Annotated in this window: 20 protein-coding genes and 1 pseudogene; 5 read left to right on the forward strand and 16 right to left on the reverse strand. The window is 50.5% G+C overall.

The annotated features are described in order from the left end of the window. Positions 1-54: 54 nt before the first annotated feature. From B9G79_RS13725 to topA, 6 genes are all read right to left on the reverse strand, one after another. The gene (locus tag B9G79_RS13725; protein WP_088566018.1) at positions 55-894 is read right to left on the reverse strand and encodes a class I SAM-dependent methyltransferase; all 840 of its coding nucleotides are present in this window, start codon (positions 892-894) and stop codon (positions 55-57) included. Then, entirely contained in the window at positions 895-1950 is a 1056-nt protein-coding gene (locus tag B9G79_RS13730; protein WP_011163511.1) for an alpha-ketoacid dehydrogenase subunit beta, read from the reverse strand. Continuing rightward, a complete protein-coding gene (locus B9G79_RS13735; protein ID WP_232468688.1) occupies positions 1950-3080 on the reverse strand; it encodes a thiamine pyrophosphate-dependent dehydrogenase E1 component subunit alpha in 1131 nt (376 codons plus the stop codon). Before B9G79_RS13735 ends, B9G79_RS13730 begins: the two co-directional genes overlap by 1 nt. Before the next feature lie 258 nt (positions 3081-3338). Further along, on the reverse strand, positions 3339-5360 hold the full coding sequence (locus tag B9G79_RS13740; RefSeq protein WP_088566020.1) for a S41 family peptidase: 2022 nt from the start codon (positions 5358-5360) through the stop codon (positions 3339-3341). Positions 5361-5479: 119 nt separating this feature from the next. Then, complete coding sequence (locus B9G79_RS13745; protein WP_088566021.1) at positions 5480-6379, reverse strand: hypothetical protein; 900 nt, start codon at positions 6377-6379, stop codon at positions 5480-5482. Positions 6380-6470: 91 nt separating this feature from the next. Next, positions 6471-9194 carry a type I DNA topoisomerase gene (gene topA / locus B9G79_RS13750; protein WP_088566022.1) on the reverse strand — a complete coding sequence of 908 codons (2724 nt, stop codon included), beginning with the start codon at positions 9192-9194 and terminating at the stop codon, positions 6471-6473. A 158-nt stretch (positions 9195-9352) separates the two neighbouring features. On the opposite strand from topA, the pseudogene B9G79_RS18600 reads away from it, so the two are divergent. Continuing rightward, positions 9353-10148, forward strand: a pseudogene (locus B9G79_RS18600) (HAD family hydrolase). A 9-nt stretch (positions 10149-10157) separates the two neighbouring features. On the opposite strand, the gene B9G79_RS13760 reads toward B9G79_RS18600, so the two are convergent. From B9G79_RS13760 to B9G79_RS13770, 3 genes are read right to left on the reverse strand one after another with little or no spacing between them, the layout of a single operon-like run. Next, on the reverse strand, positions 10158-10604 hold the full coding sequence (locus B9G79_RS13760) for an LEA type 2 family protein (protein ID WP_088566023.1): 447 nt from the start codon (positions 10602-10604) through the stop codon (positions 10158-10160). A gap of 2 nt (positions 10605-10606) precedes the next feature. Continuing rightward, positions 10607-11950, reverse strand: a complete 1344-nt coding sequence (locus B9G79_RS13765; RefSeq protein ID WP_088566024.1) for a TldD/PmbA family protein — start codon at positions 11948-11950, stop codon at positions 10607-10609. Then, on the reverse strand, positions 11950-13338 hold the full coding sequence (locus B9G79_RS13770; protein WP_088566025.1) for a TldD/PmbA family protein: 1389 nt from the start codon (positions 13336-13338) through the stop codon (positions 11950-11952). Before B9G79_RS13770 ends, B9G79_RS13765 begins: the two co-directional genes overlap by 1 nt. 174 nt (positions 13339-13512) lie before the next feature. On the opposite strand from B9G79_RS13770, the gene B9G79_RS13775 reads away from it, so the two are divergent. Both B9G79_RS13775 and B9G79_RS13780 read left to right on the forward strand, forming a co-directional pair. After that, positions 13513-15069 carry a hypothetical protein gene (locus B9G79_RS13775; RefSeq protein ID WP_232468694.1) on the forward strand — a complete coding sequence of 519 codons (1557 nt, stop codon included), beginning with the start codon at positions 13513-13515 and terminating at the stop codon, positions 15067-15069. Between the two features lie 3 nt (positions 15070-15072). After that, positions 15073-16434, forward strand: a complete 1362-nt coding sequence (locus B9G79_RS13780) for a hypothetical protein (protein ID WP_088566026.1) — start codon at positions 15073-15075, stop codon at positions 16432-16434. A gap of 196 nt (positions 16435-16630) precedes the next feature. On the opposite strand, the gene B9G79_RS13785 is transcribed toward B9G79_RS13780, so the two are convergent. The 3 genes from B9G79_RS13785 to B9G79_RS13795 form a co-directional block, all read right to left on the reverse strand. Continuing rightward, positions 16631-18973, reverse strand: a complete 2343-nt coding sequence (locus tag B9G79_RS13785; RefSeq protein ID WP_088566027.1) for a helix-hairpin-helix domain-containing protein — start codon at positions 18971-18973, stop codon at positions 16631-16633. A 47-nt stretch (positions 18974-19020) separates the two neighbouring features. After that, on the reverse strand, positions 19021-19239 hold the full coding sequence (gene infA, locus B9G79_RS13790; RefSeq protein WP_011163494.1) for a translation initiation factor IF-1: 219 nt from the start codon (positions 19237-19239) through the stop codon (positions 19021-19023). An 83-nt stretch (positions 19240-19322) separates the two neighbouring features. Further along, positions 19323-19940 (reverse strand): hypothetical protein, encoded by a 618-nt coding sequence (locus B9G79_RS13795; RefSeq protein ID WP_088566028.1) that lies wholly within the window; start codon positions 19938-19940, stop codon positions 19323-19325. Positions 19941-20066: 126 nt separating this feature from the next. On the opposite strand from B9G79_RS13795, the gene lpxD reads away from it, so the two are divergent. Both lpxD and B9G79_RS13805 read left to right on the forward strand, forming a co-directional pair. Beyond that, positions 20067-21113: a UDP-3-O-(3-hydroxymyristoyl)glucosamine N-acyltransferase gene (lpxD, locus tag B9G79_RS13800; protein ID WP_088566029.1), complete on the forward strand. Its 1047-nt coding sequence runs from the start codon at positions 20067-20069 to the stop codon at positions 21111-21113. A 15-nt stretch (positions 21114-21128) separates the two neighbouring features. Then, positions 21129-21494 carry a hypothetical protein gene (locus B9G79_RS13805; RefSeq protein WP_088566030.1) on the forward strand — a complete coding sequence of 122 codons (366 nt, stop codon included), beginning with the start codon at positions 21129-21131 and terminating at the stop codon, positions 21492-21494. A gap of 59 nt (positions 21495-21553) precedes the next feature. On the opposite strand, the gene B9G79_RS13810 is transcribed toward B9G79_RS13805, so the two are convergent. The 4 genes from B9G79_RS13810 to B9G79_RS13825 are packed head-to-tail and all read right to left on the reverse strand — an operon-like array spanning position 21554 to position 25294. Then, complete coding sequence (locus tag B9G79_RS13810; RefSeq protein WP_088566031.1) at positions 21554-21928, reverse strand: polyketide synthase; 375 nt, start codon at positions 21926-21928, stop codon at positions 21554-21556. A gap of 40 nt (positions 21929-21968) precedes the next feature. Further along, positions 21969-22364, reverse strand: coding sequence for a branched-chain amino acid aminotransferase (locus B9G79_RS13815; protein WP_088566032.1), 396 nt, complete (start codon positions 22362-22364; stop codon positions 21969-21971). A 17-nt stretch (positions 22365-22381) separates the two neighbouring features. Next, positions 22382-23506 carry a THUMP domain-containing class I SAM-dependent RNA methyltransferase gene (locus B9G79_RS13820; RefSeq protein ID WP_088566033.1) on the reverse strand — a complete coding sequence of 375 codons (1125 nt, stop codon included), beginning with the start codon at positions 23504-23506 and terminating at the stop codon, positions 22382-22384. Positions 23507-23557: 51 nt separating this feature from the next. Continuing rightward, a complete protein-coding gene (locus tag B9G79_RS13825) occupies positions 23558-25294 on the reverse strand; it encodes an electron transfer flavoprotein-ubiquinone oxidoreductase (RefSeq protein WP_088566034.1) in 1737 nt (578 codons plus the stop codon). Between the last annotated feature and the right edge of the window lie 43 nt (positions 25295-25337).

The following is a 25337-nucleotide window of genomic DNA, read 5'->3' on the forward strand; positions in this document are numbered from 1 at the left end:
GAAGCGAGAAGGCCCGCCGACAACGCAGTCAGATGGGCCTTTTTCACCGACCGCCTATTTTTCGCCGACTACGTAGGCAATCCAGGACTGACAAGCTTCGCCGTGATCTACACGGGTGAAGTTGCCGTCTCCGGAACCATCCGGAGCCGTACCTTCCCAGTACACGTGGGTCTTTTTAAAACCCACTTCTTCCATGATGTCGCGGACCTCAGAGATGGACCACATACGCCAGTCATAGGTGAAGACCTGTTCGATCTTCTTCCCACCCACTTTAAAGTGGATGTGGAACAGAGCCTCATTGGTCACAGGATCAAAGTTCGTCTGATCCCAGTAGTAAGTGAAGCCTTCGTGTTTGATCGCGTCTTCAATGGCTTCGTAGCACTGACTGCCACCGAAGATATCCACCAGGAACATGCCGTCTTTGTTCAAAGTCTTCAGCACATTGGCGAAGTACTTTTTCAAAACCTCACGTTTTTTAAAGCAGAAGTACGAGAAATTCATCGCGGCCACGATGTCGGCTTTGGCCAGATTCGGATCCAGCACGTTGCCTTCAACCAGCTTCATGCGCTTTTGCTGTTCCGGCTTTAGCTTCGTCAGATAGTTGGCTTTGCCGTAGGCCATTGGTTCCGGATCCAGATCCACACCCACCGCCTCATGACGAGGATGCAGCTTGATCCACTCAGTGGAAAGAGCAAATGTCCCGCAGAAGTCTTCACGGAATACACGGGGCTGCTTGCCTTTCAGCTCGCGGAACGTGTTCCAGATAAAGACCACATCGTTTTCCGCCGACTGAACCGCCTTGCGGTACAGTTCGTATTTATCGAATACCAAAGCCGTGCTTTTTTTATTCACACGACGGCGGACTTTTTTCCTGTGGGACATTTCTTTTTTCATTTACGGCACTTCCGCTACGACTTCACGAATCGCAAGTTCAATGTCATGGATCTGTGGCACAGAGTTCTTTTCAAGGTTCGGGTGCAGACCGATGCCCGGCAGGTTTTTACCAGCCAGAACACGCGGACGCGCCATCAGTTGATAGAAGCACTCTTGAGTCGCACGGTAAGCCAAATGTTCGCCGAAGTTAGTCACTTCCGTGTCCTCGTTCACGAACAGCACGCGACCGGTTTTTTCGATGGATGCTTTGATCATCGGCCAGTCGTATGGATAGATCGAGCGCAGATCGATCACCTCAACTGAGATGCCTTCTTCTGCCAGTTTCACCGCCACTTCGTCACACAGGTGCACCATGCGGCTGTAAGTGACAACCGTGATGTGTTCACCCGCGTGAGTGATCTTGCCCTTGCCGATTGGAACCATGTATTTTTCAAGTTCCGGCCAGCGCGGCTTCCAGCCTTCAGAATTCTGAACTGGTTTGTCGATCATGGCTTTAAGCTCTTTTTCATCCGCAGGTTCACCCGGGATCAGCTCATCACCTTTATGGCGCATCAACGCCTTGGATTTCAAATAAAGAACCGGATTTGGATCCTCGATCGCAGAAAGCATCAAGCCGTAAGCATCCAACGGATTGGACGGCATTACGATCTTCCAGCCTTGCAGGCGGGATGCCCAGGCGTCGAAGGAATGAGAGTGGTAAACGGAACCAAAGATCCCCGCACCCACCGGAGTCATCACCACCATCGGCAGTTGAATCTGACCGTTCGTGCACCACAAAGTGTTGCCGGCAATTTTCAAAAGATCGATGGTGTTAAAGATATAATCCGCAAACTGGATTTCAGCCACGCAGCGGTCACCACCCATCGCGATACCCATCGCCATGCTGATGATCCCACGCTCATCCAGAGTCGAGTTCCACGCCGTTTCCAAACCTTGAGTCGCTGTGAAAACGCCCCCCAGTGGTGCGCCCACGTCCTGACCGAAGATGTCTTTAACTCCCATGTTGGCTTCACCATAGTGAAGGGCCATTCTGATGGCCTGAGCAATACTTGCCATTAGAATTTTCTCCAATCTGCATTTTCGCTGTTAACGTAAACATGATCCCAAACAGATTCCGGAGTCGGTACCGGTTCCTGACGGGCTTGTTCCTGGGCGCTGACGCCTTCGGCTTCATAATTTTCCCAGATCTTCTTCGCCGCTTTCGCATCAAGAATACCAGCATCGATCAGGTTCTTTTCGAAAGTCAGCACCGGATCAAACAAGTGTGGTTTTTTATTGGCGCCGTCCGCGGAAGAGTGACCGTACAAACGAGTCACCTTCGCTTCGATGAAGGATGGTTTGCCGGTTTTACGGATGTATTCCATCTCTTCCTTCAGAGCCAGATAAGTTTCAATCGGGTCATTGCCGTTGATCACGCGGGAACGGATGTTGAACGCAGCAGCGCGATCCGCGATGTTTGTTTCACCGTGCTGACCTTCGTACGGAGTCGAAATACCGTAACCGTTGTTCTGCACAGTGATCAGCATCGGAAGTTCCTGGCCCTTACGGGACGCAAGGATCAAACAGGATGCAAAGTCACCTTCAGCAGTCCCGGCATCACCACCAGTCACGATGGAGATCGCACCTTTACCCGCACGCTTTTGCACGTGAGCCGTACCGCACGCGATCGGATACTGAACTTCCAAAGGAGACGTCACCGGAGCCACGTTCCATTGCGGGAAGCAATAGTGGCTGGAGAAGTTACGACCACCTGTTGATGGATCCGTCGCACGGTTCATCATCAAGCGGATGGAATCAATCATGTCCATGCCCAAAGCCACCATCGTCGGAGTACAGCGATAGTGCAGGTGCAACCAGTCGTTCTCTGGGCCAGAGCCTTTGCGCGCCAGCATACCCAAAGCAACACCCCAGGCTTCCTCACCAGGTCCACCAATCCAGAAGTAAGCCTCACCGGCTTTATAAATTTTGATCAGACGTTCTTCAAGCACGCGGGACTTAACCATCAGGTTGTGCATGCGAAGCAAAATTTCTTCAGACAATCCACCAAAGCTCTGCTTCTTTTTTGCAGGAGCAGTCGCTTTTTTAGAAGCTTTCACAGTGGACTTTGCAGCAGGTTTTGCAGCCTTCTTGGTAGTCTTACCAGCAGCCGCCTTACCCCCTGCTTTCACAGTGGTCTTTTTAGACATGTTAAGGGCCTCCATATTCGCGTCTATCTAAGCGAAAACACAACCCTTTGTCACGTCCATTCAAGCCCCCGCAAACCACCTGCCATTAAACCCCTAAAAACCCCCCAAACCCTGTAAAACCACCCCAATATTGCTTAATTTTTAAGCTTTCACGCCGTCAGATGCGCCTTTTTCACCGCCCCAAAATAAAAAAGCCCGGGGGCTTATGGCCTCCGGGCTTAAAACAACAACAACACGTTTTTCTAATCTATCGGAACACTACTTGGCGTTAGCCTGCTTCTGCTGAGGCACCAGGGATTTCCCGTCCTCAAGCTGAATCAGATCCAGAAGAACATTTTCTGCTTCCATGATATCAGGACGCTTCAAATACTCTTCGTTTTTCTTGGCCTTGCTAGCGGTCTTTTTAGCTTTGTCTTTCTTTTCTTTTTCGTTCTTGTCTTTAAGAACTTCGCTCACGCGGATCACTTTACCGCGGGCTTTGGCTTTGTTCAGCTCTTCCACGATCTTTTTGAACTCATCGTTCTTAGCAACACGCTCGCCGGATCTTTCACGCAGGGACTTCAGCCACTCCGGTTTGATTTCTTTCCAAGCGCCCGGGCCTTCTTTCACGTAGGCATCCGGTGACAGGAAGGATTCAATCGTTTTTGGCGGCAAAGAGTAATCCATGTATTTTTCGCCAATGTCATCCGCACTGAACGGGCCTGGCAACACGATATCTGCATCCACACCACGGTGCTGAGTGGATTTACCACCCGGCACGAAGAACATACCCACAGTCACTTTGATCGCGCCCAGATTGTTCGGGATTGGAAGGACAGACTGAACTGAGCCCTTACCATAAGTGTGATCACCACCCACGACTACGGCACGTTTATAATCCTGCAAAGTGCCGGACACGATTTCAGAAGCGGAGGCAGAAATACGGCTGGTCAAAACAACCAGCGGTCCCGCCCAGTCCACCATTGGATCTGTGTCACGAAGTGCGGATTCCGCACGGCCTTCATTTTTGGAGGACTGCTTCACCACGTTTCCGGTCTGGAAGAACAGACCCGCGATTTTCACCGCGTCTTCAAGCGAACCACCACCGTTGTTGGAAAGATCCAGCACCAGGCCGTCAACTTTCTTTTCGTTGGCTTCCTTGATCAGCTTTTTCATGTCAGCCGCAGAAGATCTGCCACCGCGACGGGAATCCGCATAGAAGGATGGGAAGTTGATAACACCGATTTTCTTTTTCTGGCCGTTGATTTCACGATCCTGATAGATGATGGACGCTGCTTCGTCCTCAAGGTTCACCTTTTCACGGGTCAATGTGACATCAAAACGTTTTTTGCCTTCACCGGATTTTCTCAGGATTGTCAGGCGCACTTTCGTGCCCTTGTTACCACGGATTTTTTTGACGACGTCTTTCAAATCCATGTCGATCACGTTTTCCATCGCGCCTTTTTCCTGACCGACAGCCACGATTTTATCCTGTGGTTCGATCAAGCCGGATTTTGCAGCGGCCCCACCCGGAACCAGTTGTTCAACAACTGTGAAACCGTCCTGGGAGGAAAGTGTCGCGCCGATACCTTCCAAAGACAAACGCATTTGAATCTCAAAGTCCTCCAGCACATCACGAGAGAAGAAGCTGGAGTGTGGATCCAACGCACGAGCAAAGGAATCCAGGTAACCCGAGAACAGATCATCCTGAGTGGTGTCAGCGGTTCTTTTCACTGCACGCTCATAGTTTTTGATCACGTTCTTTTTGGCTTCATCCATTTTCATGTCTGTCGCCATGTAGTTCCCGATCTGGAACTGAATGTATTTTTTCAGGTATTCATTGGCTTCTGCGGAATCTTTCGGCCAGGTTTTCTTTTCCGGATCGAACGTGAATTCCGTTGCGGATTCAAACTTGAAATCTTTGCCCAGATATTTTTTTGCAAACTCAGAGCGGTCTTTCACGCGCTCCAGAACGATTTTTTGAGCTGCATCCAGGAATGAACAGTCACGGTTTTTGGTTTTATCAAACACGTTGCCCGCGGATTTGCGAATCGCATCGACATCACCTTGAGTCAGATAGATTTTGGAAGGATCCAGTCTTTTCAGATACTGCTCGATCACACGATTTTGCAAGTCTGTGTCGCGGTTGGAATACTTCACGTGGTTGGCAAGGAAGCCCTGTTCAATCACTGTCAGGTAACGGCACTCAAGGCCCTCTTTCAGTTGTGCCGATGCCAAAGATGAAACTGCCAATGATCCGGCAATGATGAAACCTCTAACGCCTTTTGAGAATGAACTCATGCTGATCCTTCCATGGCTCCCCGAACGGGAGCAGTCCTAATTGCATTAGATTATCAAATAATTAGCTGAGAGCATTCAATTTATGAAGCACGTCATAAATTAGGACGTAGAAAGGATTCTTAAGACTTTCGTCGATCTTCTTCGAAGAAGGAAAGCTGGGAGAGATTCTCCACTTTGTCGCCACGAAGGCCGTTCAATTTGACCTCATGCTTGATGAAACTGCCATGCTGAGTCTCGATCATAAAGAACGACATCTCGGGGAATCTCGCCTTTAGTCGAGTCATTTCCTCAACAATCAACTGGATGTTCTTGGGATCATCGTCCGACATCCCGAAGCGGTGATGCGGGTTGTAACCATACAGCTCAATAGCCTGCTCCACGCTGGCGCGGATGGCTCTTTGTTTTAATTCTGCAGTGCCTTCTTTGAAGGCCGAATCACCTAACAACTGACGTGTCTCTTTATGACTCACTGGATACACACTCAGATAGTTGGGCTCCAATGGCAGAACCTTTTTCTGAACGAACACGCGGATGCCCTCTTTCAGGGTTTCCGGGTGATGACCACGGGCTGTGATCACAGACAAAGGACGTTGATTGAAGGCCGCGTGATAGAAACATTCCCAGGAAGGCCCCTTCCACTGGAAGTCGGGATAGCCCAGAGCGGCCGCCACGTCCTGCACGAAAATCTGCTTTTTGCCTTCCAGTTTTTCCAATTCATCCACATGGTGGTCCCGGAAATTACGGAAAGTGCCGGTCATGTCGCAATAATCAATATTGTAGTCTGCAAAAGGACCGCTGCTGCCGATAGTCTGATGATGCTGGGCAAAGTCCCCGCTGGAGATCTGAATTTCAGACTTGTCGTTTTTGTGGAAAAGAATCAGCGGCGTCGTCAAAAAGGCGATGTTGTCGTCGAAATCGAAGAAATAGAAACTGCGACCGCCAAGGTGGAAGTTTCTATCCTTCTCCTTGGAACGGTTGATTCCTAACTCCAATTGTCCCTTCAGGGGACTGTCGCTCATAACACACCTTTCGATGCCCAGTGATGGGATCTGTAACTATGCGGAACGAATTTATCAGAGATTCCCCCCTCGGAAAAGGGGGGTGAACAAATTACTTCTTGGCCTTGCGAGTGACTACTTTTTTGACACCGAGAGCTTCGGCTTTCTCTTTGGCGCTGGCAGCTTTCTTCAAAGCCGGCTTTTTAGCAGCCGCCTTTTCACCATCAGCTTTTGCAGCCTTGGCTTTCGGAGCGGCTTTCGCCTTTCCTTTGCCTTTGCCTTTTGCCGGGCCCTTTTCGTTGATCAAAGCAACGGCCTGCTCCAGGGTCACCGTGTCTGGCGTCGCACCCTCTGGCAAAGAGGCATTAACCTTGCCGCACTTGATGTACGGACCGTAAGGACCATTGAAGACCTGAATCGCATCGCCTGAATCCGGATGCGCCCCCAGCTCTTTCAATGGAGCCGCACGACCACGTCCCTTTTTCGGCTGAGCCAGCATTTCCATCGCTTTTTCAAAGGTGATATTAAAGATGCTTTCACCTTTTGGAATCGAACGATAGTCGCCATCGTGAACCACGAACGGTCCAAAACGACCCAGGCCCGCTTTGATTTCTTTGCCAGTTCCCGGGTGAGTTCCCAGGGTTTTTGGCAAGGAAAGCAGGCTTAGCGCCATCGCCAGATCCACCTGTTCTGGCTGAGTACCCGGAGGCAACGACGCACGCTTCGGCTTGTCGTCTTCCGGAGTCACATCCCCCAATTGAACATACGGTCCATAACGGCCATTCAGAACGTAAACCGGCAGATCTGTTTCCGGGTCATTACCCAAAGAATCCGCCCCGTTGATTTTCTGGTCGATCAGTTTTTCCGCGATCTCGGGCGTGATATCCGCCGGAGATTCATTGTCCGGCAACGAAGCACTGACGTCTTCACCGTCACGCTGAGTGGTCACATAAGCACCGTAACGGCCGACGTGGAATTTGTATTTATCCATGCCTTCCAAAGTCATTGTACGGGCTTCGTTTGGATCAATCTTATCACCTTGATTGTCGACCATGGCACGCAAGCCCTTAGGGCCTTTGTACACAGACGCAAGGTAACTTTCCCAATCCAGCTCCCCGTCTGCGATATTATCCAGGCTCTGCTCCATTTCGGAAGTGAAGCCCAAATCCACATACTGGGACAAATACTGACTCAAAAGTTTAGACACAATCATCGCCGTGAACGTCGGCACCAACGCCGTGCCGTTCTTGCGAACGTAACCACGGTCAATGATAGTTCCGATAACAGAAGCGTACGTGGAAGGACGGCCGATGCCCTCTTTTTCCATCGTTTGAACAAGGCTTGCCTCTGTATAACGAGCCGGTGGTTTGGTTTCGTGGGATGTCGGATCCAGTTTCGCGCATTTCACACCGTCTTTGACTTTCAAAGCCGGCAGACGCACTTCACGTTCAGCCAGATCCGCTTCTGGATCATCACTGCCTTCCACGTAAGCTCGCAAGAAACCCGGGAATTCAATGGTCATACCGGAAGCACCAAACAACGCATCACCCACGGTGATTTTTGCGCTGACTTGTTTCTGACGGGCGTCGACCATCTGGGACGCAATCGTACGTTTCCAGATCAGGTCATAAAGACGGAACTGAGTCCCGGTCAGACCTGTTTCATCCGGATCCATAAACTGGTTCCCGGCAGGACGGATCGCTTCGTGGGCCTCTTGAGCGCCTTTGACTTTTTTAGCTGCGTAATTGCGCGGCTGCGGAGTCAGATACTCTTTCCCGTACTTGCTTTCGATGCAATCGCGGGAAGCCGTGATAGCTTCGTTGGAAAGGAACGTGGAATCCGTACGCATATAGGTGATGAAACCCTGCTCGTACAGTTTCTGCGCCACTTGCATCGTTTCACGCGAGCTCAGACCCAATTTTCTATTGGATTCCTGCTGCAAAGTCGACGTGATGAACGGAGGCGCTGGTTTACGGAACGTCGGTTTTTCCTCGACATCCGTCACCTGCCAGTTGCCGGATTTCAGATCCATGGACAACTTGCCCGCGGTCTTTTCATCCAGAACCAGAACGTCTTTACCTGCCGTCAGTTGACCGGTCAGACCGTCAAAGTCCTTACCGGTGGCCACACGTTGATTTTTGTATTGCTGCAGACGGGATTCAAAGCTGACACCGTCTTTGCTGAGTTCCGCAAGCACACCCCAGTAAGAGGACTTTTTAAAGCGCACGCGCTCAAGTTCTCTTTCCACAATCAGGCGCACCGCCACGGACTGAACACGGCCCGCAGAAAGACCGTAAGCTACTTTTTTCCAAAGCAACGGAGAAATCGTGTAACCCACCAGACGATCCAGCACACGGCGGGCCTCTTGGGCGCGCACCAAGTTGAAGTCGATCTCACGGGTGTCTTTCAATGCTTTTTGAATCGCGTCTTTGGTGATCTCATGGAACACCATTCGCTTGGTTGGAACTTTTGGTTTTAAAACTTCCAACAAATGCCAGCTGATAGATTCCCCTTCGCGGTCTTCATCCGTCGCGAGGTACAGCTCTGAGGCTTCTTCAAGTTTGTCTTTCAGGTTTTTGACGACCTTGGTTTTATCCTTGGGAACGCAGTAAAGAGGCTCGAAGTTTTTATCGACGTTCACGCCGAGTTGCGCCCACTTTTCTTTTTTCACCTTTTCCGGGATGTCTTTTGCGGACTGAGGAAGGTCACGGATGTGGCCCATGCAGGACTCCACCACATAATCTCTTCCCAGGAACTTGCGAATGGTCTTTGCCTTCGTGGGAGACTCCACGATGACAAGCTTGATACCATCTGTTGCGTCACTTTTTTTGGCCATGCTAAGTCCTTCGTCTAGGTGTCACCTTCCAGAAAAGATCTGTAGCGACCCCTATATAATAGACAAAACATGAAGGCGAATGCCCGCCCGTGCAAGTCTAAATTTTGACGAGCCATATCAACTTAGACCTTCGCAAGATCAACAGATATACTGCAGAAATGAAAAATGCCTCTGAATTCTCCAGCCCTTTGCGCTTTCTGCTGACTGATATCGACGACACTTTGACTGACGAAGGACATTTGGGTCCGGAGGCTTATCAAGCATTGTGGAACCTGCATGATGCCGGAATCCATGTGATTCCCGTCACAGGCCGCCCTGCCGGCTGGTGTGAAATGATCGCCCGCGTCTGGCCGGTCAGTGGGATCGTTGGCGAAAATGGCGGGTTTTATTTCCGCTATCATGGAAAGAAAATGCACCGTCATTTCTTCTTTGATGAAAATATCCAAAAAGAAAATCGCACAAAACTTCAGCAACTTGAAAAAGAAATTCTGCAAAAGGCTGCAAAAGGTCCCCGGCTGCGATCTGGCCAGCGACCAGTTCTGCCGCTTGATGGATCTGGCCATTGATTTCTGCGAGGACGTCCCACCCCTGCCAAAATCCGAAGTGCAAAAGATCGTGGACCTGTTCCATGCCGTGGGGGCGCAGGCCAAAGTCAGCTCGATCCACGTCAATGGGTGGTTCGGAAGCTATGACAAACTGACGATGTCCCTTAGGTTCTTGGAAAGGGAATTTGGTGTCAGCGCGGAAGAGGCGAAAAAAGTCTGTGGCTTCAGCGGCGATTCCCCGAATGACGAGCCGATGTTTGCTTACTTCCCGCACAGCTTTGCCGTAGCCAACATCCAGAACTTTATCGATCAGATAAAAAACAAACCCACCTATGTCTCCAAGGACCGAGGTGGGTTGGGTTTCACTGAAATAGCAAAAGCGATTTTAGAAAGTCACGCGAAGGCCTAGCAAGAAATCTTAACGAAGCTCGACCTTGCCTTCTTTGGAAAATGGAATGCTGAAGAAGCCCGTCTTCGCGCTGCCATCAATACGATAGGCCACTTCACGAGCCGTCAGTATGTCCCCCAAATTACCCAGGATCGCTGTGTATTTGACTGGCAATGGAACTTCAATGTCGGTGGCAGCATTGGCCGGAACCAGAATCGGCTTTTCGGTCTTGGCTTCGGTCAGCTCTTTACCCGAGATAAAAACCTTGTAAGCGATCTCTTTGACTTTGATATCGCTCTTGTTTGGATTTTGCACATTAACCACAAAGATCAGTGTCGCCCCGGTAAAGTCCGCATCACGCAAATACACCTGATTCAACTGAACCTTGGGTTCTTCGGAATAACCAAACAGGCTGGAGCAGCCCGCACTTACCACCATCTGAAACAACAACATTGTAATAAGTGCGAACTTTTTCATGCCTAGGCTCCCGCAAAACTCAAAGACTTGATCAAAACATCAGGACAGATAAAGGAATTACCCGGCTTGTTATAGTCACGGCCCACCGCTTCGATGTCACGAAGAAGCTCCAGCACGTTTCCAGACATCACAAACTGTTCAATCGGCCCCATGTTCTTGCCATTTTCATACAAGAACCCTTCTGCCGGCATCGAGAAATCCCCGGTCGACTGCTTAAAGCCCGCATGAAGTCCGCCTTCAAAACTGGCCAGATGAATGACCTTGTCATAAGAAGACAGCAAATCCTGCAAAGACTTTTCCCCACGAGCCACAACAAGATTTGTCGGCGCAATCGCCTGCTGGGAAGCCGGGCTGCGACGAGCGTGCGCCGTGTGGGGAAGATTCATTTTATTGGCATACTCCAGGTTGGACAGGTAGTTCTTCAAAACACCCTTTTCAAACAACACGGTTTTCTGCGAAGGCGCCCCTTCATCGTCAAAGGGACGAACTGAAGTGCCGCGAGTTTCAAAAGGATCATCCAACAGCTCAAACTTGTCGCTGGCAATTTTCTGACCCAGCTTACCCTTGAACAGGGACTTTCCTTCATGCACTTCTTTGGCAGAGAAATAATCATAAATCATCTGCAAAACTGTCGAGAACTGTTCGCGATCAATCACCACAGCATAGTTCCCCGTCTGAAGCTTTGTCGCCCCCAGGCGGGCAATCGCTTTTCGCACACCTTCTTCAGCCACTTCCGTGGCATTGATGTCCTCAAACTTACGGGCAAAGAAACCTTCGCCATCCATTTTGGAGGACTCCCCTTCTTTGGCCAAAGGATAAGTGTATCCAGAGTAATAGTTCTGCTTGAACTCCTGATCCAGCCCCTCTGAATTCAAGATGCGTTTGAAGCTGACTGACTCGTTAAAGCCCGAGTATGGAACATTCGCCACACGCGCATCTTTAGCCAGACACTTCTCTTCAAGAAGCCTTGCCACTTCCAGTTTGCGGTCCATGGAAATTTCCTCTGGCTTGAAAAGTTCCGGCATGGCTTTCACAGCCTGAGGTTTCACCAGATCCACCGGCTTGCTTTCACCCGTCTGAACGGTTTTGGCATTATTCAAAGCCTCTCCGTAAGTGCGCAGCAAGGATTCTTCTGAAAGGTTTTCAGTGTATGCATAACCCTGATTGGCCCCCAGAATCACACGCAAGCCCGCCATTTGCGACTGGGTGGATTCGAAAGACTCCAGCTTGCGTTTGGAATAACCAATGCTCAGTGCTTCTCCGCCGGAAACAAGCATTTCGACTTTGGCACCGTCTTTACGGGCCTGGTCTGCGATTTTTTGGAAGTTCGTTTTAATAGTGTCCATTATTTTGCTCTCCCACCAACCATCAGGCTGGAAACCAGAACTTGAGGCTGACCCACGGCCGCCGGAATTGTTCCGCTGACAGATCCGCACATACCGCGCGCCAGTTTCAGATCATCAGAAACTTTTGTGATCTTACCCAGCGTATCGATACCACGACCGATCAGGCAGGCACCCTTCACCGCTTCTTCAATACGGCCATTGCGGATGATGTAACCTTCCGCCACCTGGAAGTTGTAATCACCTGTGCCCGGGTTCACCGAGCCGCCACCCATGCGTTTTGCATAAAGGCCGTAATCCACATCGCGAACCATGTCTTCGAACTTGTCTTTCCCGGCCGCGATGAAAGTGTTTCTCATGCGGGACGCAGGAGCAAACTTGTAAGACTGACGGCGACCGCTGCCGGTGATTTCATAACCGGTCTGACGGGAGCCCATTTCATCCACGATATAGGATTTCAAAATACCGTTTTCAATCAAGGTTGTTTTCTTGGTCTTGTTGCCCTCGTCATCCATATTCAAAGAGCCCCATCCATTTTCGATGGTGCCATCATCAATCGCCGTCACACATTCATGCGCGATTTTCTGATTCATCTTGCCGCAGAACACGGAAGAATCCTTGGCCACACCGGTCGTTTCCAGACCGTGACCACAAGCTTCGTGGAACAATACACCGCCAAAGGCATTGTCGATCAATACCGGCATGTCCCCGGCTGGTGCATAAGCCGCAGTGGTCAGCAACATCGCACGGTCCACAGCACCCTCTGCCAGAGCTTTCAAATCAATCTGATCATAAACTTCCGAAGTCCCCATGTGGCCTTCATCGTCGGCGGAGCTTTCTTTCACGCCGTTGCTTTCAACGAAGGTCTGCATGCGGATACGGGAATAGGCACGTTCATCATATGCCATCAAACCGCGAGAGTTGGCGATTTGCACACGCTGGAACTTTTCATTCAAACCCGCTTCAACTTGCGTCACCGCCGAGTTGCGGGCCCGGGCATGCTGATCAATGCCGTTCAACCACTTGAACTTGCGGTCGCGGTTCATCTCCCACGGTTTTTCACCAAAGGTGTGAACAGAATCAAAAGGCACCTGCATCAGCGGCATGGATTTGGAGGCCGCACCCGTGCCACGGCTTTGAGCTGCGTTCAACGCCGCCTTCACCAGGCCGGCTTCTGAAAGATCATTCGTTGTCACATAGACAATCTCATGGCCGAAGAACAGACGGATCCCTGCGCCGTACAACTGGCCCACAATGGCCTGGTCGGCTTTGGAATTCAGAACGGTCAGTTGGGAAGAATAAGTGTCTTCAACAAAGATATCAGCGAAATCAGCACCCGTGCTCAGAGCCGCATCCAGAGCCTTGGACAGAATGTGAGGTTGAATAATCATAGGGCCTCCTTAAGATCTTCAAAGGATAGCTCAAGTCTTGCCCCCTCCCAAGGGGAAATCCCCGGAGGTCGCGTCAGAGGCCTGAAGAACTGATCCGGTATCATCTTATGATCCCTTCGATATTATGGGGCCAAATGGAACGATGCTTGAAATACCTCTGACGCAGGAGTGATTATGAGCATTAAAACAACGCTAGCCGTCTTGAGCTTGTCGAGCCTTTTGACAACGGCGCTGCCTTTTGCGGCACAGGCGTCGGTTGCGGCCCGTTGTGAAGGCATATTCACTTTTGCCAAGGTCGAGAAAAACGATCCCCGCGCCTTTGAAAACCTGACGAAATATGAACAGCTTTTCACCAAAGGTCGTGGTCTTGAAACTTACAAGATTGTTCTGGGAAAGGACTTTACCCAGTCCCTGTCCCGCGTTCTGCAAAAGCAGGACGGTCACTGGTTTGATTCCGGAGCGGGCCATGCCTTCGCGGTCCGCCAGGCGCTGCAGTCCCCGGAAGGCCAAAATCTGAAGTCCACTGTTGTCGCCTATGAAACCTCCGCCAAATCTGCGGAACGCCTGAATGTGATTTCCGGCCGGTTCCTTGAAACCATTGCCGACAAAGAAATCGCCAAAAGCGATCTGATCACCGATGTCTTCGGCCCCCTGGCCTATTCCGGCCAGCCTCATCAGGTGATGCAAAAGTATCTGAACAACCTTAAGCCCGACGGAGAAATCTTCATCTTCCTCGGGGCCCGTCATGAACTTTATGGTGAATTCAACAAGGTGATCACGGCCAAAGGCGAAGTTCTGAATTTGGGCCAGTGGCTAGAAACGATTCCCGGTATTCGCGCTGAACTTGTAAAAACCCCGAAAGAGGACGATGGCACTCATTACGAGATGTGGACCATCAAAATCACCAAGACCGATGAAAACGCCCAAGTGCCTGCCGTTGAAATGATTCACTTTAAGGAAGGCGCACCGCCGGTGATGTCCTTTAAAGAAGTCGCCAATCAGGGTCTTTCCAACCACGCTTCTTTGCAGCAAAAAGCCCGCGCCACCTTCCGCGAAAGAAGCAAAAACATCACAGCCACCGAGTTCCTGGATGCCTTCCGCGGCGGCGAACTGCGCCATCCGCTGATTGCCAGCATCAAGGGCCTGAAACGCGAAGACCGCTGGGTGAATTCCTCCGAAGTCGGTGCCCAGGTCTTTGCCGGGATGAAATCCAAAGACTATGACTATAGCGGCACGTCCGTGTTTGTTGGGCTGGCGCAAAAGTTTATTCGCTGGAGAGCTTCGCGCATCAACACCGATAAAATCAACTACACCCCTGTCGCGGATTCAGGCCTTCTGAAAGACGTGCGCGATGTGAAACTGATCACCGACTATCACGGGGACTTTATGTCCTCTTTCGCCCCGGACGTTGTGCTGGGCCGCTATCTGGAATCCCTGTCCAACAAAGGCGAGATTTATCTGTACACGGGGAAAGAATACGGCGGCTTCGGATCTGACAGCATGGTCATGAGAAAAGACGGAACGCAAATGCCCCTGCGCCAGTGGTTGCGCCAGATTCCCGGCGTGAACACCAGCTTGTTCCGTGGTGGTTACCACTGGACTGGTGGAGAATGGACCTTCCTGAAGGTCACGATCAAGGATCGCAATAAAATTAAAATACCAAAACTAAAACTGATGGGAACAACGGAGGGCAAAGACGGCCTTCCGCTTCCTTTCTTTGAGGAAATTTAAGTCATGAACGTTTCTGCTGTATTACTGACTCTCCTGCTGGTCGCTTCGGCCTCGGCGCAAGCCGCCTCTTCTCCGTCTTTCACGGCAGCGGAAGAAGCCGTCTTGATCGATATTAAAACCAAAACCATCGAGCTGGTGGAAAAGCAAAAGCTGGAAGCCGAAAAACTGCGCCGCTGTTTTGCTTTTGTTACTTTGTGTGATGCGGAAGTAAAAGAAAAACTGCCGCTGATCCGCAACGCCATCAAACAAAAATCCGAGGAATACCGCCTGCTGGTGGGTCTGGCAAACGCACAAAGCCTGATGACTTCAGCATCCGCGGCCCGCATCGGCATGACCCTGCCATTTGTGCAGTATGAAAGAAGATTCGACAAGGATCAGACAGAAATGAAACTGATCCGTCGCCTGTATCAGGAAGACTATCGCGCAATTTCCGATAAAGCCGCCGCGATGTTCAAGGACAAACCAAAAAGTCCGTATGTGAACCTGGAAGGCTATATCATTCAAAACGAACTTTCCACCGCCACGCAGTTTTACAACATGCAGGCCCTGCTGATCATTCATCAGGTGCCGTTTGTGATCTACATGAAAACCGACAAGGCCCCGGATCAGGAAATCGCCGTGGCTTTGGGGAAATACATCGAGCGCGTGAACAAGGCTTTGGGTGAACTTTATGACACCCAGAAAAATCCGCTGGAAAGTTTTCTGGTGTATGAACCGATCGTAAAAAGCATCGTGGAGGAAAATCCGCAAAGTAAAATCATCATCGAAAACCTGCTGCGCCAGCAAAAGCACGCCGTGGGTCTGAAAGCATGGATTGAAAGAAACTCACCAAGCATCAAACTGGCCGCTCTTTCCACATGTTCTCTGGTGGCAGCAGTTCTTCAGGCATGGCCGGTATCCTTAGCCTGCGGAGGCACCGCCGCAGCCATCACCGGCAAGCAGCTTTACGATGACTATCACCGCATGCGCGACAACTTCGCCCTGTGGCTGACCGGAGCCCAAAGCCACACGGCTTTGAAAACGTCCGAAGCCCGCGTGATGTATTCGACATTGGCGCTGTTCTTTGCCGGACAGAGCGTGGGTAACACGTTGCTGGCAATAGAAACAAGCCTTGTGGCAACGCTGTCGAATCTGCCGACGGTGGCGGCGGCCCGCTTCACCAGCCTGACAGCGCTGCGTGAAGGCGGCATCCGCTTTGCCTCACGCACGATTGAAATGAAGGGCAAGGATCTGGGGGCCAGTATCTTCGCGGCTTCCTATGCCAACGTCACCGATCATGATTTGAAGACGACCCGCGAAGACCGCATCTTCACGTACAGGGATCTGCTGCTGCTTCAGCAGGCGGCGCAGACGACGAAGCCTTAAAGGCTTGGGTTTCACTCTTTCCTTAAAAAACAAAACCCACAACCGGTTAAAGTTGTGGGTTTTTTATTTTCAAACTTGAAAGCGAATTACTTGCGGATTTTCGCTCTGTACATACGCTTCTTGGTCAAGATGCGTTTTTTTCTGTGACGGATACCTTTTCTGGATTTACCTTTTGCTGCCATTTTAGTTCTCCTTATTATTTCTTATTTGTCGGAACATTCATCAAAGCTGCAAACGGGTTGTTAAACGGGTTTGCAGGTTTCATTGGAGCCTGAGCAGGTTTGCCTGCCGGCGGACGCTGCCCCTGACCCATTGGGCGGGAAGCACCACGGTTTTCCGGACGTCTTTCACCACGAGGTGCAGAGGCTTCCGGAGCATCGTCCATTTTCATCGTCAAAGAGATCTGGTTTTTAACCACATCCACTTTCAGAACCTTCACTGTCACATGGTCACCTGGGTTTACCACTTTACGAGGGTCATCCACGAACTTGTGAGACAATGCAGAGATATGCACCAGACCATCCTGGTGAACACCGATATCCACGAACGCGCCAAAGTTAGTCACATTCGTCACGATACCCGGGCAGATCATACCTTCCGTCAGATCCTTCACTTCCATGATGTCATCACGGAACTGGAATACCTTGAACGGATCACGCGGATCGCGGCCTGGCTTTTCAAGCTCTTTAACGATGTCATCAAAGGTGAACTCACCCACCAGTTGCGCCCATTTGGTTCTTTGGGAAGCCAGTTTTTTCGCGCCTTCACCGATAACATCAGACAAAGACACACCCAGGTCTTTCGCCATGTCCGTCACCGCCTGGTAACGCTCAGGGTGAATACCGGTGGAATCCAGAACCTGTTTACTTTGCGGGATTCTCAAGAAACCTGCTGCCTGTTCGAAAACTTTTGCAGAGAACTTGGGAACTTTCAAAAGCTCAGTACGGTCGTTGAACAGGGCTTTCTTACGAGCCTCTACGATACCCTTCGCCAGTGCCGGACCGATACCCGCCACGTGGGAAAGAAGCGCTGCTGAAGCCGTGTTCACGTCAACACCCACGTTATTCACGCAGGACTCAACCACTGCTTCCAGGGATTTTTTCAACTGGGACTGATTCACATCGTGCTGGTACTGACCAACGCCGATGGATTTTGGATCAACTTTAACCAGCTCGGCCAACGGATCCTGCAAACGGCGCGCGATAGAGATCGCACCTTTTACCGTCACATCCAGATCCGGGAACTCTTCACGAGCCACTTCAGAAGCTGAGTACACGGAAGCTCCGGACTCAGACACCATCACAACCGGGATGTTTTTACCCAGGTCTTTCAGAACTTTCTTCAGGAAGGCTTCGGTCTCACGACCGGCAGTTCCGTTACCGACAGCAATCGCCTCGATCTGGATCTGCTTCATCACGTCACCGAACAGAACTTTGGCTTTTCTGTCAGCATCGTCACCCAAAGTGTAAAGAACCGTGTGGGAAATAAAGGCACCGGATTTGTCGATCAGAGCCACTTTACAGCCTGTTCTCAAACCTGGATCCACGCCCAAGACACATTTTGGTCCGTACGGGGAAGCCAGCAAAAGCTTACGCACGTTTTCAGCAAAGACCGTGATCGCATCCTGATCCGCTTTTTCTTTCAACTGACGGTGAACTTCGTTCACAACAGAAGGAAGAACATAAACGTTCAATGCCAGACGAGCACACTGTTTCAGATAGTCGCCGATCGCATTGTCCGGAGTGGACGTCGCGAAGTTTTCATAGGATTTCAAAATAGCTTCGTCGTCGCCTTTAACGTCAACGGTCAGCTCTTCTTCCTGCCAGCCACGTCTCATCGCCAGATAGCGGTGATTGTTTTTTGCATCCAGAAGGTTTTTAACCGGCTCTTCAAATTCCTTGTACATTTCGTACTTGGAGTTTGCTTTGTAGCCTTTGGCCGCCTTGGCCACCACACGACCGCTGTCGTTGTAGTTTTTCGCCACCATCGCACGAAGGTCGGCATCATTGGCCACTTTTTCGACCAGGATGTCCTGCGCGCCTTTAAGCGCTTCTTCGTAGGTGTTGATTTTTGCAGTTGGATTGAGGAAGTTCTTCGCCTTCATCTCCATGGTCTGATCGTCTTTGATCGTGCCATGGCCCATATCCCAGATCCAGTTTGCCAAAGGTTCCAGGCCCGCTTCGCGTGCGATGGTCGCTTTGGTTTTCTTTTTCTTTTTGAATGGTTTGTAGATTTCTTCCAACTCGCCCAGATCCCAGGAAAGCTCGATGCGCTTCTGGATTTCTGCCGTCAGGTTGTTTTGTTCGCCGATTTCTTTAATCAGGAACGCCTTACGTTTGACGATTTCGTTGTAAGTTTCGTGACCTTCGATAACCGCGCGGATTTGAACCTCGTCCAAATTGCCGGTTTTCTCTTTACGGTAACGTGCGATGAACGGAACGGTTGCCCCTTCTGCCGCAAGTTCGATCACAGCCTGTGCTGACTTTGCGGTAACGGTTGGAGCAATACGAGCCAAATAACTCTGAAGAGCCTGATCCATAGAACCTCTAGATTTAATTGGAAATGTTAGAAGATATTAAATCGGTATTATTTGTGACGGAATTGGATCAAGCCGTGAGATGGGTCGTAAGGAGATACCCCTACGCTCACACGGTCACCAACAACCACGCGGATATTAAAGCGTCTCATTTTTCCGCAAAGCTTTGCGTTAATGATAACTTTATTATCAAGTTCAATTTTGTATAGACCACCCGCCAGGGCGTCGATCACTTTTCCGTCAATTTGTACCAAATCGTCTTTTGCCATGCAGATAAATTTCTAGGTCAGTTTCCGGGGCCTTGCAATAGTTTTCTGCCCATCGCACCCCGAAACATGAGATTTGGATTAACTTAAGACAGCTTTCTATTGCTGATCAGCATGCGTTTTCCGTCCTCAAAAAGGACTTCCAAACGATCATATTCATTGGAAAGGATGAAACCCCAGCCAAAGATCTTATGCTGTAGCGGAGTTTTTGCCTCAAATTGACCAGAAATGCTGTAGTTCGGGGCTTTCATGGCCTTGTACTTCTCATGAAGCTCGTGCCATTTCACCTGATCGTCTGACATTCCGGTTTTGTCGATTTTGACCTTTTTTTCTTTTTTCGGAGCTTCGACTTCAACTGCCGCAGCCTCTTCAACCAGCTTCAGTTTTCTCTCGGGCTTTTCCGCCTTCGCAGCTTTTTCAGCTTTCACAGCTTTCGGAGCCGGAGCCGGCTTTTCCGCTTTGACTGGTTTTACCGGGGCTGGAGCTTCTTTTTTAACAGGAGCTTTGGCTGCCTTCACTTCCTTTGCCGGTTTTGCAACTGGCTTCGGAGCAGCTTTTGCCACAGGCTTAGCAGCAGGTTTCGCAGCCGGCTTGGCAGGTTTTGCCGCCTTCGCAGGGGCTGCCTTAGCCGGGGCTTTTTTCGCCACAGGCTTCGCCGTTTTCTTTGCCGCAGGTGCTTCCTTTTTCGCTGCCTTTTTTGCCATCGCGTTTCCTCTCCAAAATTAAAGGTGAGAAAGAATCAAAAAGTGTCTATATAAGCAGCTTTATACTATCACCCAGTGTCTTGACATCAAAAAAATAATAGTAAAGTGTTAGCGCGAGGCATCACTATGATCACAGCAGAAGTCATTAAAGAGTTAAATTCTTCCGATTTGAACTTCGTCTCCGGCTCACTTTCCGCCGTAGCTTCGAAGGTCCTTCCCCCTGAACAGTGCGATTCTGAAAGCCTGGTATTTGTGTCCAAGCCCGATCAACTGGCCCTGGCACTGAAAGCCCAGGCCCCGATTATCGTGGCTCACAAATCCCTGACAGTTCCGACCGACAGCAAAGCGGCGTTCTTCACTGCAGGCTCTATCCAACTGGGAATGGCCGCGATCCTTCCGCTGTTTGACGGCAAGATGAACCGCTTCAACCAGGCGACCAAAATCCACCCGACGGCGATCGTTCACGAAACTGCGCATCTGGGTAAAAACGTGGGCCTGGGTCCTTATGTGGTCATCGGCGAACACGCCAAGATCGGTGATGGCGCCACCATCGGAGCCCACACCGTGGTGGAATCCTTTGCAGAAATCGGTGACCACACCCTTTTGCATCCCCATGTTTTTGTGGGGTCCCACTGCGTTTTAGGATCTCATTGTGAAATCCACCCGCACACCACCATTGGTTCGGACGGCTTCGCCTTTGCGATGCAAAAAGACGGAACTCAGAAAAAGATCCCGCAGATCGGCCGCGTGGTTATCGGCAACAACGTCGAGCTGGGTGCAAACTGCGCCGTCGACCGCGCTGCTTTGACTGAAACCCGCATCGGCAACGGCACCAAGATGGATAACTTCTGTCACATTGCCCACAATGTGATTATCGGCGAAAACAACGTGATGGCGGCAAAATTCAGCATTGCCGGTTCCAGCAAAATCGGAAACAACTGCATGTTCGGCGGCGAAGTGGCGGTTTCTGACCATATCACAGTCGGCGACCGCATTGTGATCGCCGGCCGTGGTGCTGTGACTTACAACCTGACAGAGCCTGGCCAGTACGGCGGCTACCCGTTGGAGCCCCTGCGTGACGCCCTGAAAACCCTGACCAACAAAACCCACCTCACGCGCCTGCGCAAAGACGTATCCCGCGTGATTAAACATCTGGGTCTGAAAGACGAATAACAAGGAGATCCCTCAATGACATATCAGTTTTATAAAATCATGCACTTCCTGGGTTTGATGACCCTGTTCTTCGGATTGGGCGGTCTGCTGGTTGCCAACTATGCAAAAGTGACTTTGACCAAACAAGCCCGCATCATGACGTTTGTGACTCACGGGGTGGGTTTGATGCTGCTTTTGATTGGTGGCTTCGGGATGATGGCTAAATTGGGTATCATGGCCGCTATGCCAGGCTGGTTGTACGGCAAATTGATCATCTGGATGCTTTTGGGTCTGGCGGTTTCTTTGATCAAAAGAAAAGGCTATATCGGATGGCCGATCACCATCCTGCTTTTGGTTCTGGGAACCACGGCAGCGATCTTTGCGATCAACAAACCGTTCTAATTAAATCACAGGCCTTAAAAACAAAAAACCGAGGTGATGAACCTCGGTTTTTTTATTTTCTACTGACGAGTGCACTGAACGCGGGCTGAAGCGAAGTATTCCCAGCCGGAATCATTCTCTTCATACTCCAGAGTGCCCTCACCGTTGTCGGCCACTTCCAGTTTAACAAAGTACTCTGTGCGGTCGCCCAAAGCCGTGGTCAGCTTCGTCATGCCGCCAATAGTGCGGTACAGGCGAGTGTGCTCACCCACCCAACTGTTTTCAAAGTCTGCACTGGAAAAATTCACTTCGGCATAGTCATTCACATCAACGGAAATCGTGACGGACACCGGAACCTGCTCTTCCGTCAGCCCCTGACAGGAAAACTTCTTAGCCGCCAAGGAAGGAACAGAGAACAACAAGGGTGCTGCCATCGCCAACATCAATTTTTTCATCTTTTACTCCAATTAAACGTACTGCAAAAATTCAAACAATCTACTGAATCGGTTCAGCCAGCTCACACTGAACAGTGAAACCCTTCAGTGTCGACTTCACCCAGGAAACCTTCTGACCGGATATTTCCACAGAAGACTCTGTTTCACCAATCATCAGGTTCTGCAAAAAGATCAGGGACTCCGGAATCGCTCCGCTGATGTCGTCCTCGATGAAAAGCTGATATTGAATCTTCAGCTCGGCATCCCCGAACTGGATCTGCGAAAATTTCGCATAACCAATATCGGTTTTAACGTTCATCATGTATTCGGAATGCTCTTTCAGAACCACGCCGTCATTCAAAAGACGGCAGTCGATTTTCTGATAGACATCCTTGGACGTCAGTCCCGCCATCGCCGAAACCGGCATAAGCATCATCACAGCCAAAAGCAGTTTCATATCCCCCCCTTTATTCCTTAGAACATGGAGTACTTAAGGAAGCGGCATTCGATGTTTCCGTTAAACACGAAGTGCTTGCGTGTGGATTTCAGTTTCAAATCAGCGATCAGCTCTTTGTTACCGGAAAGGATCCACGCGTCCCAGCCCTTGAATCTGTGCTTCATGGTGAAGCTCAAGTCACGGTACACGTCACGCAGATTGTCCTCATCACCGATACGCGCGCCGTAGGGCGGATTCACAATAATAAGACCTTTTTCAACCGGTGGCTCGACAGTTGCCACAGATTCTTTTTTGAATTCGATCACCTGATCAACACCCGCACGCTTGGCATTGTCTTTCGCATTCATCAAAACGCGTTTGTCGATATCAAAGCCATAGAACTTGAAATCAAGTTCTTCTTTTTCCGCGTCCATGGCTTCCTGAACAACCTTTTCCCACGTCTCTTCTTCATAGTTCAACCAGTTCTGGAAACCAAAACCTTTGCGGTTGATACCAGGGGCAATGTTCAAAGACATCATCGCCGCCTCAATCAGGAATGTTCCGGAACCGCACATAAAGTCCACCAGTGGGCTTTGACGATCCCACTCGGACAAGCGCAGCAGACCGGCAGCCAGGTTTTCTTTCAGCGGAGCATCGCCAACTTCTTTGCGGTAACCACGTTTGAACAAGCTGTCACCGGAGGTGTCGATCGCGACGTTGAACTGGTTTTTGATCGCACGCACGTGAATGCGCAGGTCCGGATTGGTGTTATCAACATCCGGGCGCACGCCGAATTTTTCGCGGAACTGATCCACGATAGCGTCTTTGACTTTCATCGCCACAAAACGCTGGTCACGCATTTTGGATTCATTGACGCTGGCGTCGATGGAGATGGTCTGATTCGGCTTGATGTATTTGGTGAAATCGTGGCGAAGAATCTGACTGTACAGTTCTTCCGGCTGATAAGCCGTGAAATCAAGGACAGGCTTCAGAATACGGCTGGCCAAACGGGAGTGAAGGTTCGCTTTATAGCAGCCTTCCCAGTTGCTTTCGAAGAACACACCACCGATGTAACGGTCTGTGACCTTCAGGCCAAGCTCTTTCAATTCAAGTTCCAGGGGTTCAACAAGTCCACGGGCTGTGGAGGCAAAAAACTGAGGCATGGGACTGAGCCTTTCCTTTGTTAAGAAAGCCCAGTCCGAACGCCAGGCTTCCTATGTTTCGCGGTATTGTGGTCCACCGCCCCCTTCAGGAACGGTCCACTCGATGTTTTCGAATGGGCACTTAATATCACAAGTTTTGCAGTGAATACAGTTGGTATAATTGATTTGTAAGTCCTTCTTACCTGCCTCTTTTGTAGACGGCACCATCTCATAAACCGCCGCCGGGCAGAAATGATTACATGGTGATTTGTACTGAGGCTCACATACGGTACGGCAGATGTCCCCGTCCTTCAAAATAAGGTGGTTTGGGGAGTCCTCGTCATGCATGGTCCCGGTCAGGTAAACACTGGAAAGCTTATCAAAGAACAGCTCGCCATCCGGCTTCGGAAGCTTGTTGTCTTCGTGATCCAGGCCATAAGGGCCCCAGATATCCAGGACTTTTTCGGTGGTTTCAGCGTCGATATGGTCAATCGGCATTGGGTCCTGCAGACCGCGACCGCCCGTCAGCTCTTGCAGGGCCAACAGAGGCATGCTTTCCACGATGCCCTTGCTCAAGGCCTGGTGGAAGTTACGAACGCGGTAAAGCTCTTCTTTTACGAAGCCGGCTTCAATACGGTCAGAATACCCCTTGGTCACTTCCTCAGAGAAATCGCCACCCTTGATCAAGCCGTCAACGACGGCTTCCGCCGCCTGCATGCCGGATTTCATCGCCAAATGGATCCCTTTAAGCTTCTGCACGTCCACCATGCTGGCAGAGTCACCGCAGACCATAAAGCCGTTACCGTAAAGCTTCGGCATGGAATACCAGCCGCCCGCAGGCAGGGTCTTACCGCCGTAGGCGATGACTTTGCCGCCTTTAAGCATGCTTTGCAGGAACGGATGGGTTTTCAGCTTTTGCAGTTCACGGTGTGGATCCAGCAACGGATCCTGAGTATCAAGGTAAGCCACAAGGCCCACGATGATCTTGTCCCCTGGAAGGGTGTAAATGAAAGTACCACCGATGGATTTGGACAGAGGGAAGCCCATGGTATGGATAACCTGGCCGGCTTCCACCGTACCCGGAGGCATCTGGATGATTTCTTTCACGCCTTCTTCGAAGACTTCTTTGTTTTTACCGGCGCGCAGATCCAGCTTCTTTTCAACCTGGCGGAACAGGGAACCACGAGTCCCTTCGGCAAAGATCACGACTTTGGATTTCAAAATCAGACCCGGCTCGAAGTTCGCTTTTGGATTGCCATGTTTGTCGCGGCCTTTGTCGCCAGTGCGAACGCCGACGATCTTGTCGCCTTCATAAAGCGCCTCAACTGCCGCAAAGCCCGGGAAGATGTTGATGCCTTTTTCTTCACACTTAGTGCCCAACCAGCGGTTGAACTTGCTCAAAGAGATAATGTAATTGCCTTCGTTGTGGAACGGCGGAGGCGTGATTGGCAGCTTGAAAGAGAAGTCAGAACCCAGATAGTAAACCGCATCTTTTTTGACTTCAGAGTCAATCGGGCAGCCTTCTTCTTTGAAGTTGGGAATAAGTTCAGTCAAAGCCTTCGGATTCAAAACCGCGCCCGAGAAACTGTGCGCGCCCACCTCCGAAGCTTTTTCCAGAACAACGATCATCTGTTCCGGGATTTGTTCGCCCTGCTTTTTACCAGCAGCAACGTCTTCGTTGTGTTTTTGAATTTGATTTTGCAGATGCAAAGCGCAGGACAAGCCCGCGGAACCACCACCGACGATCAGGACATCGACGTCCATCGTTTCGCGTGTTACACCTTCTGGCAGTTGATCGTATACAGACATATTCTCTCCATTCAATTCAATACAAAAACTCGAAACCCGGGGG

It is taken from the genome of Bdellovibrio bacteriovorus, from assembly GCF_002208115.1.
Taxonomy (GTDB): domain Bacteria; phylum Bdellovibrionota; class Bdellovibrionia; order Bdellovibrionales; family Bdellovibrionaceae; genus Bdellovibrio; species Bdellovibrio bacteriovorus_C.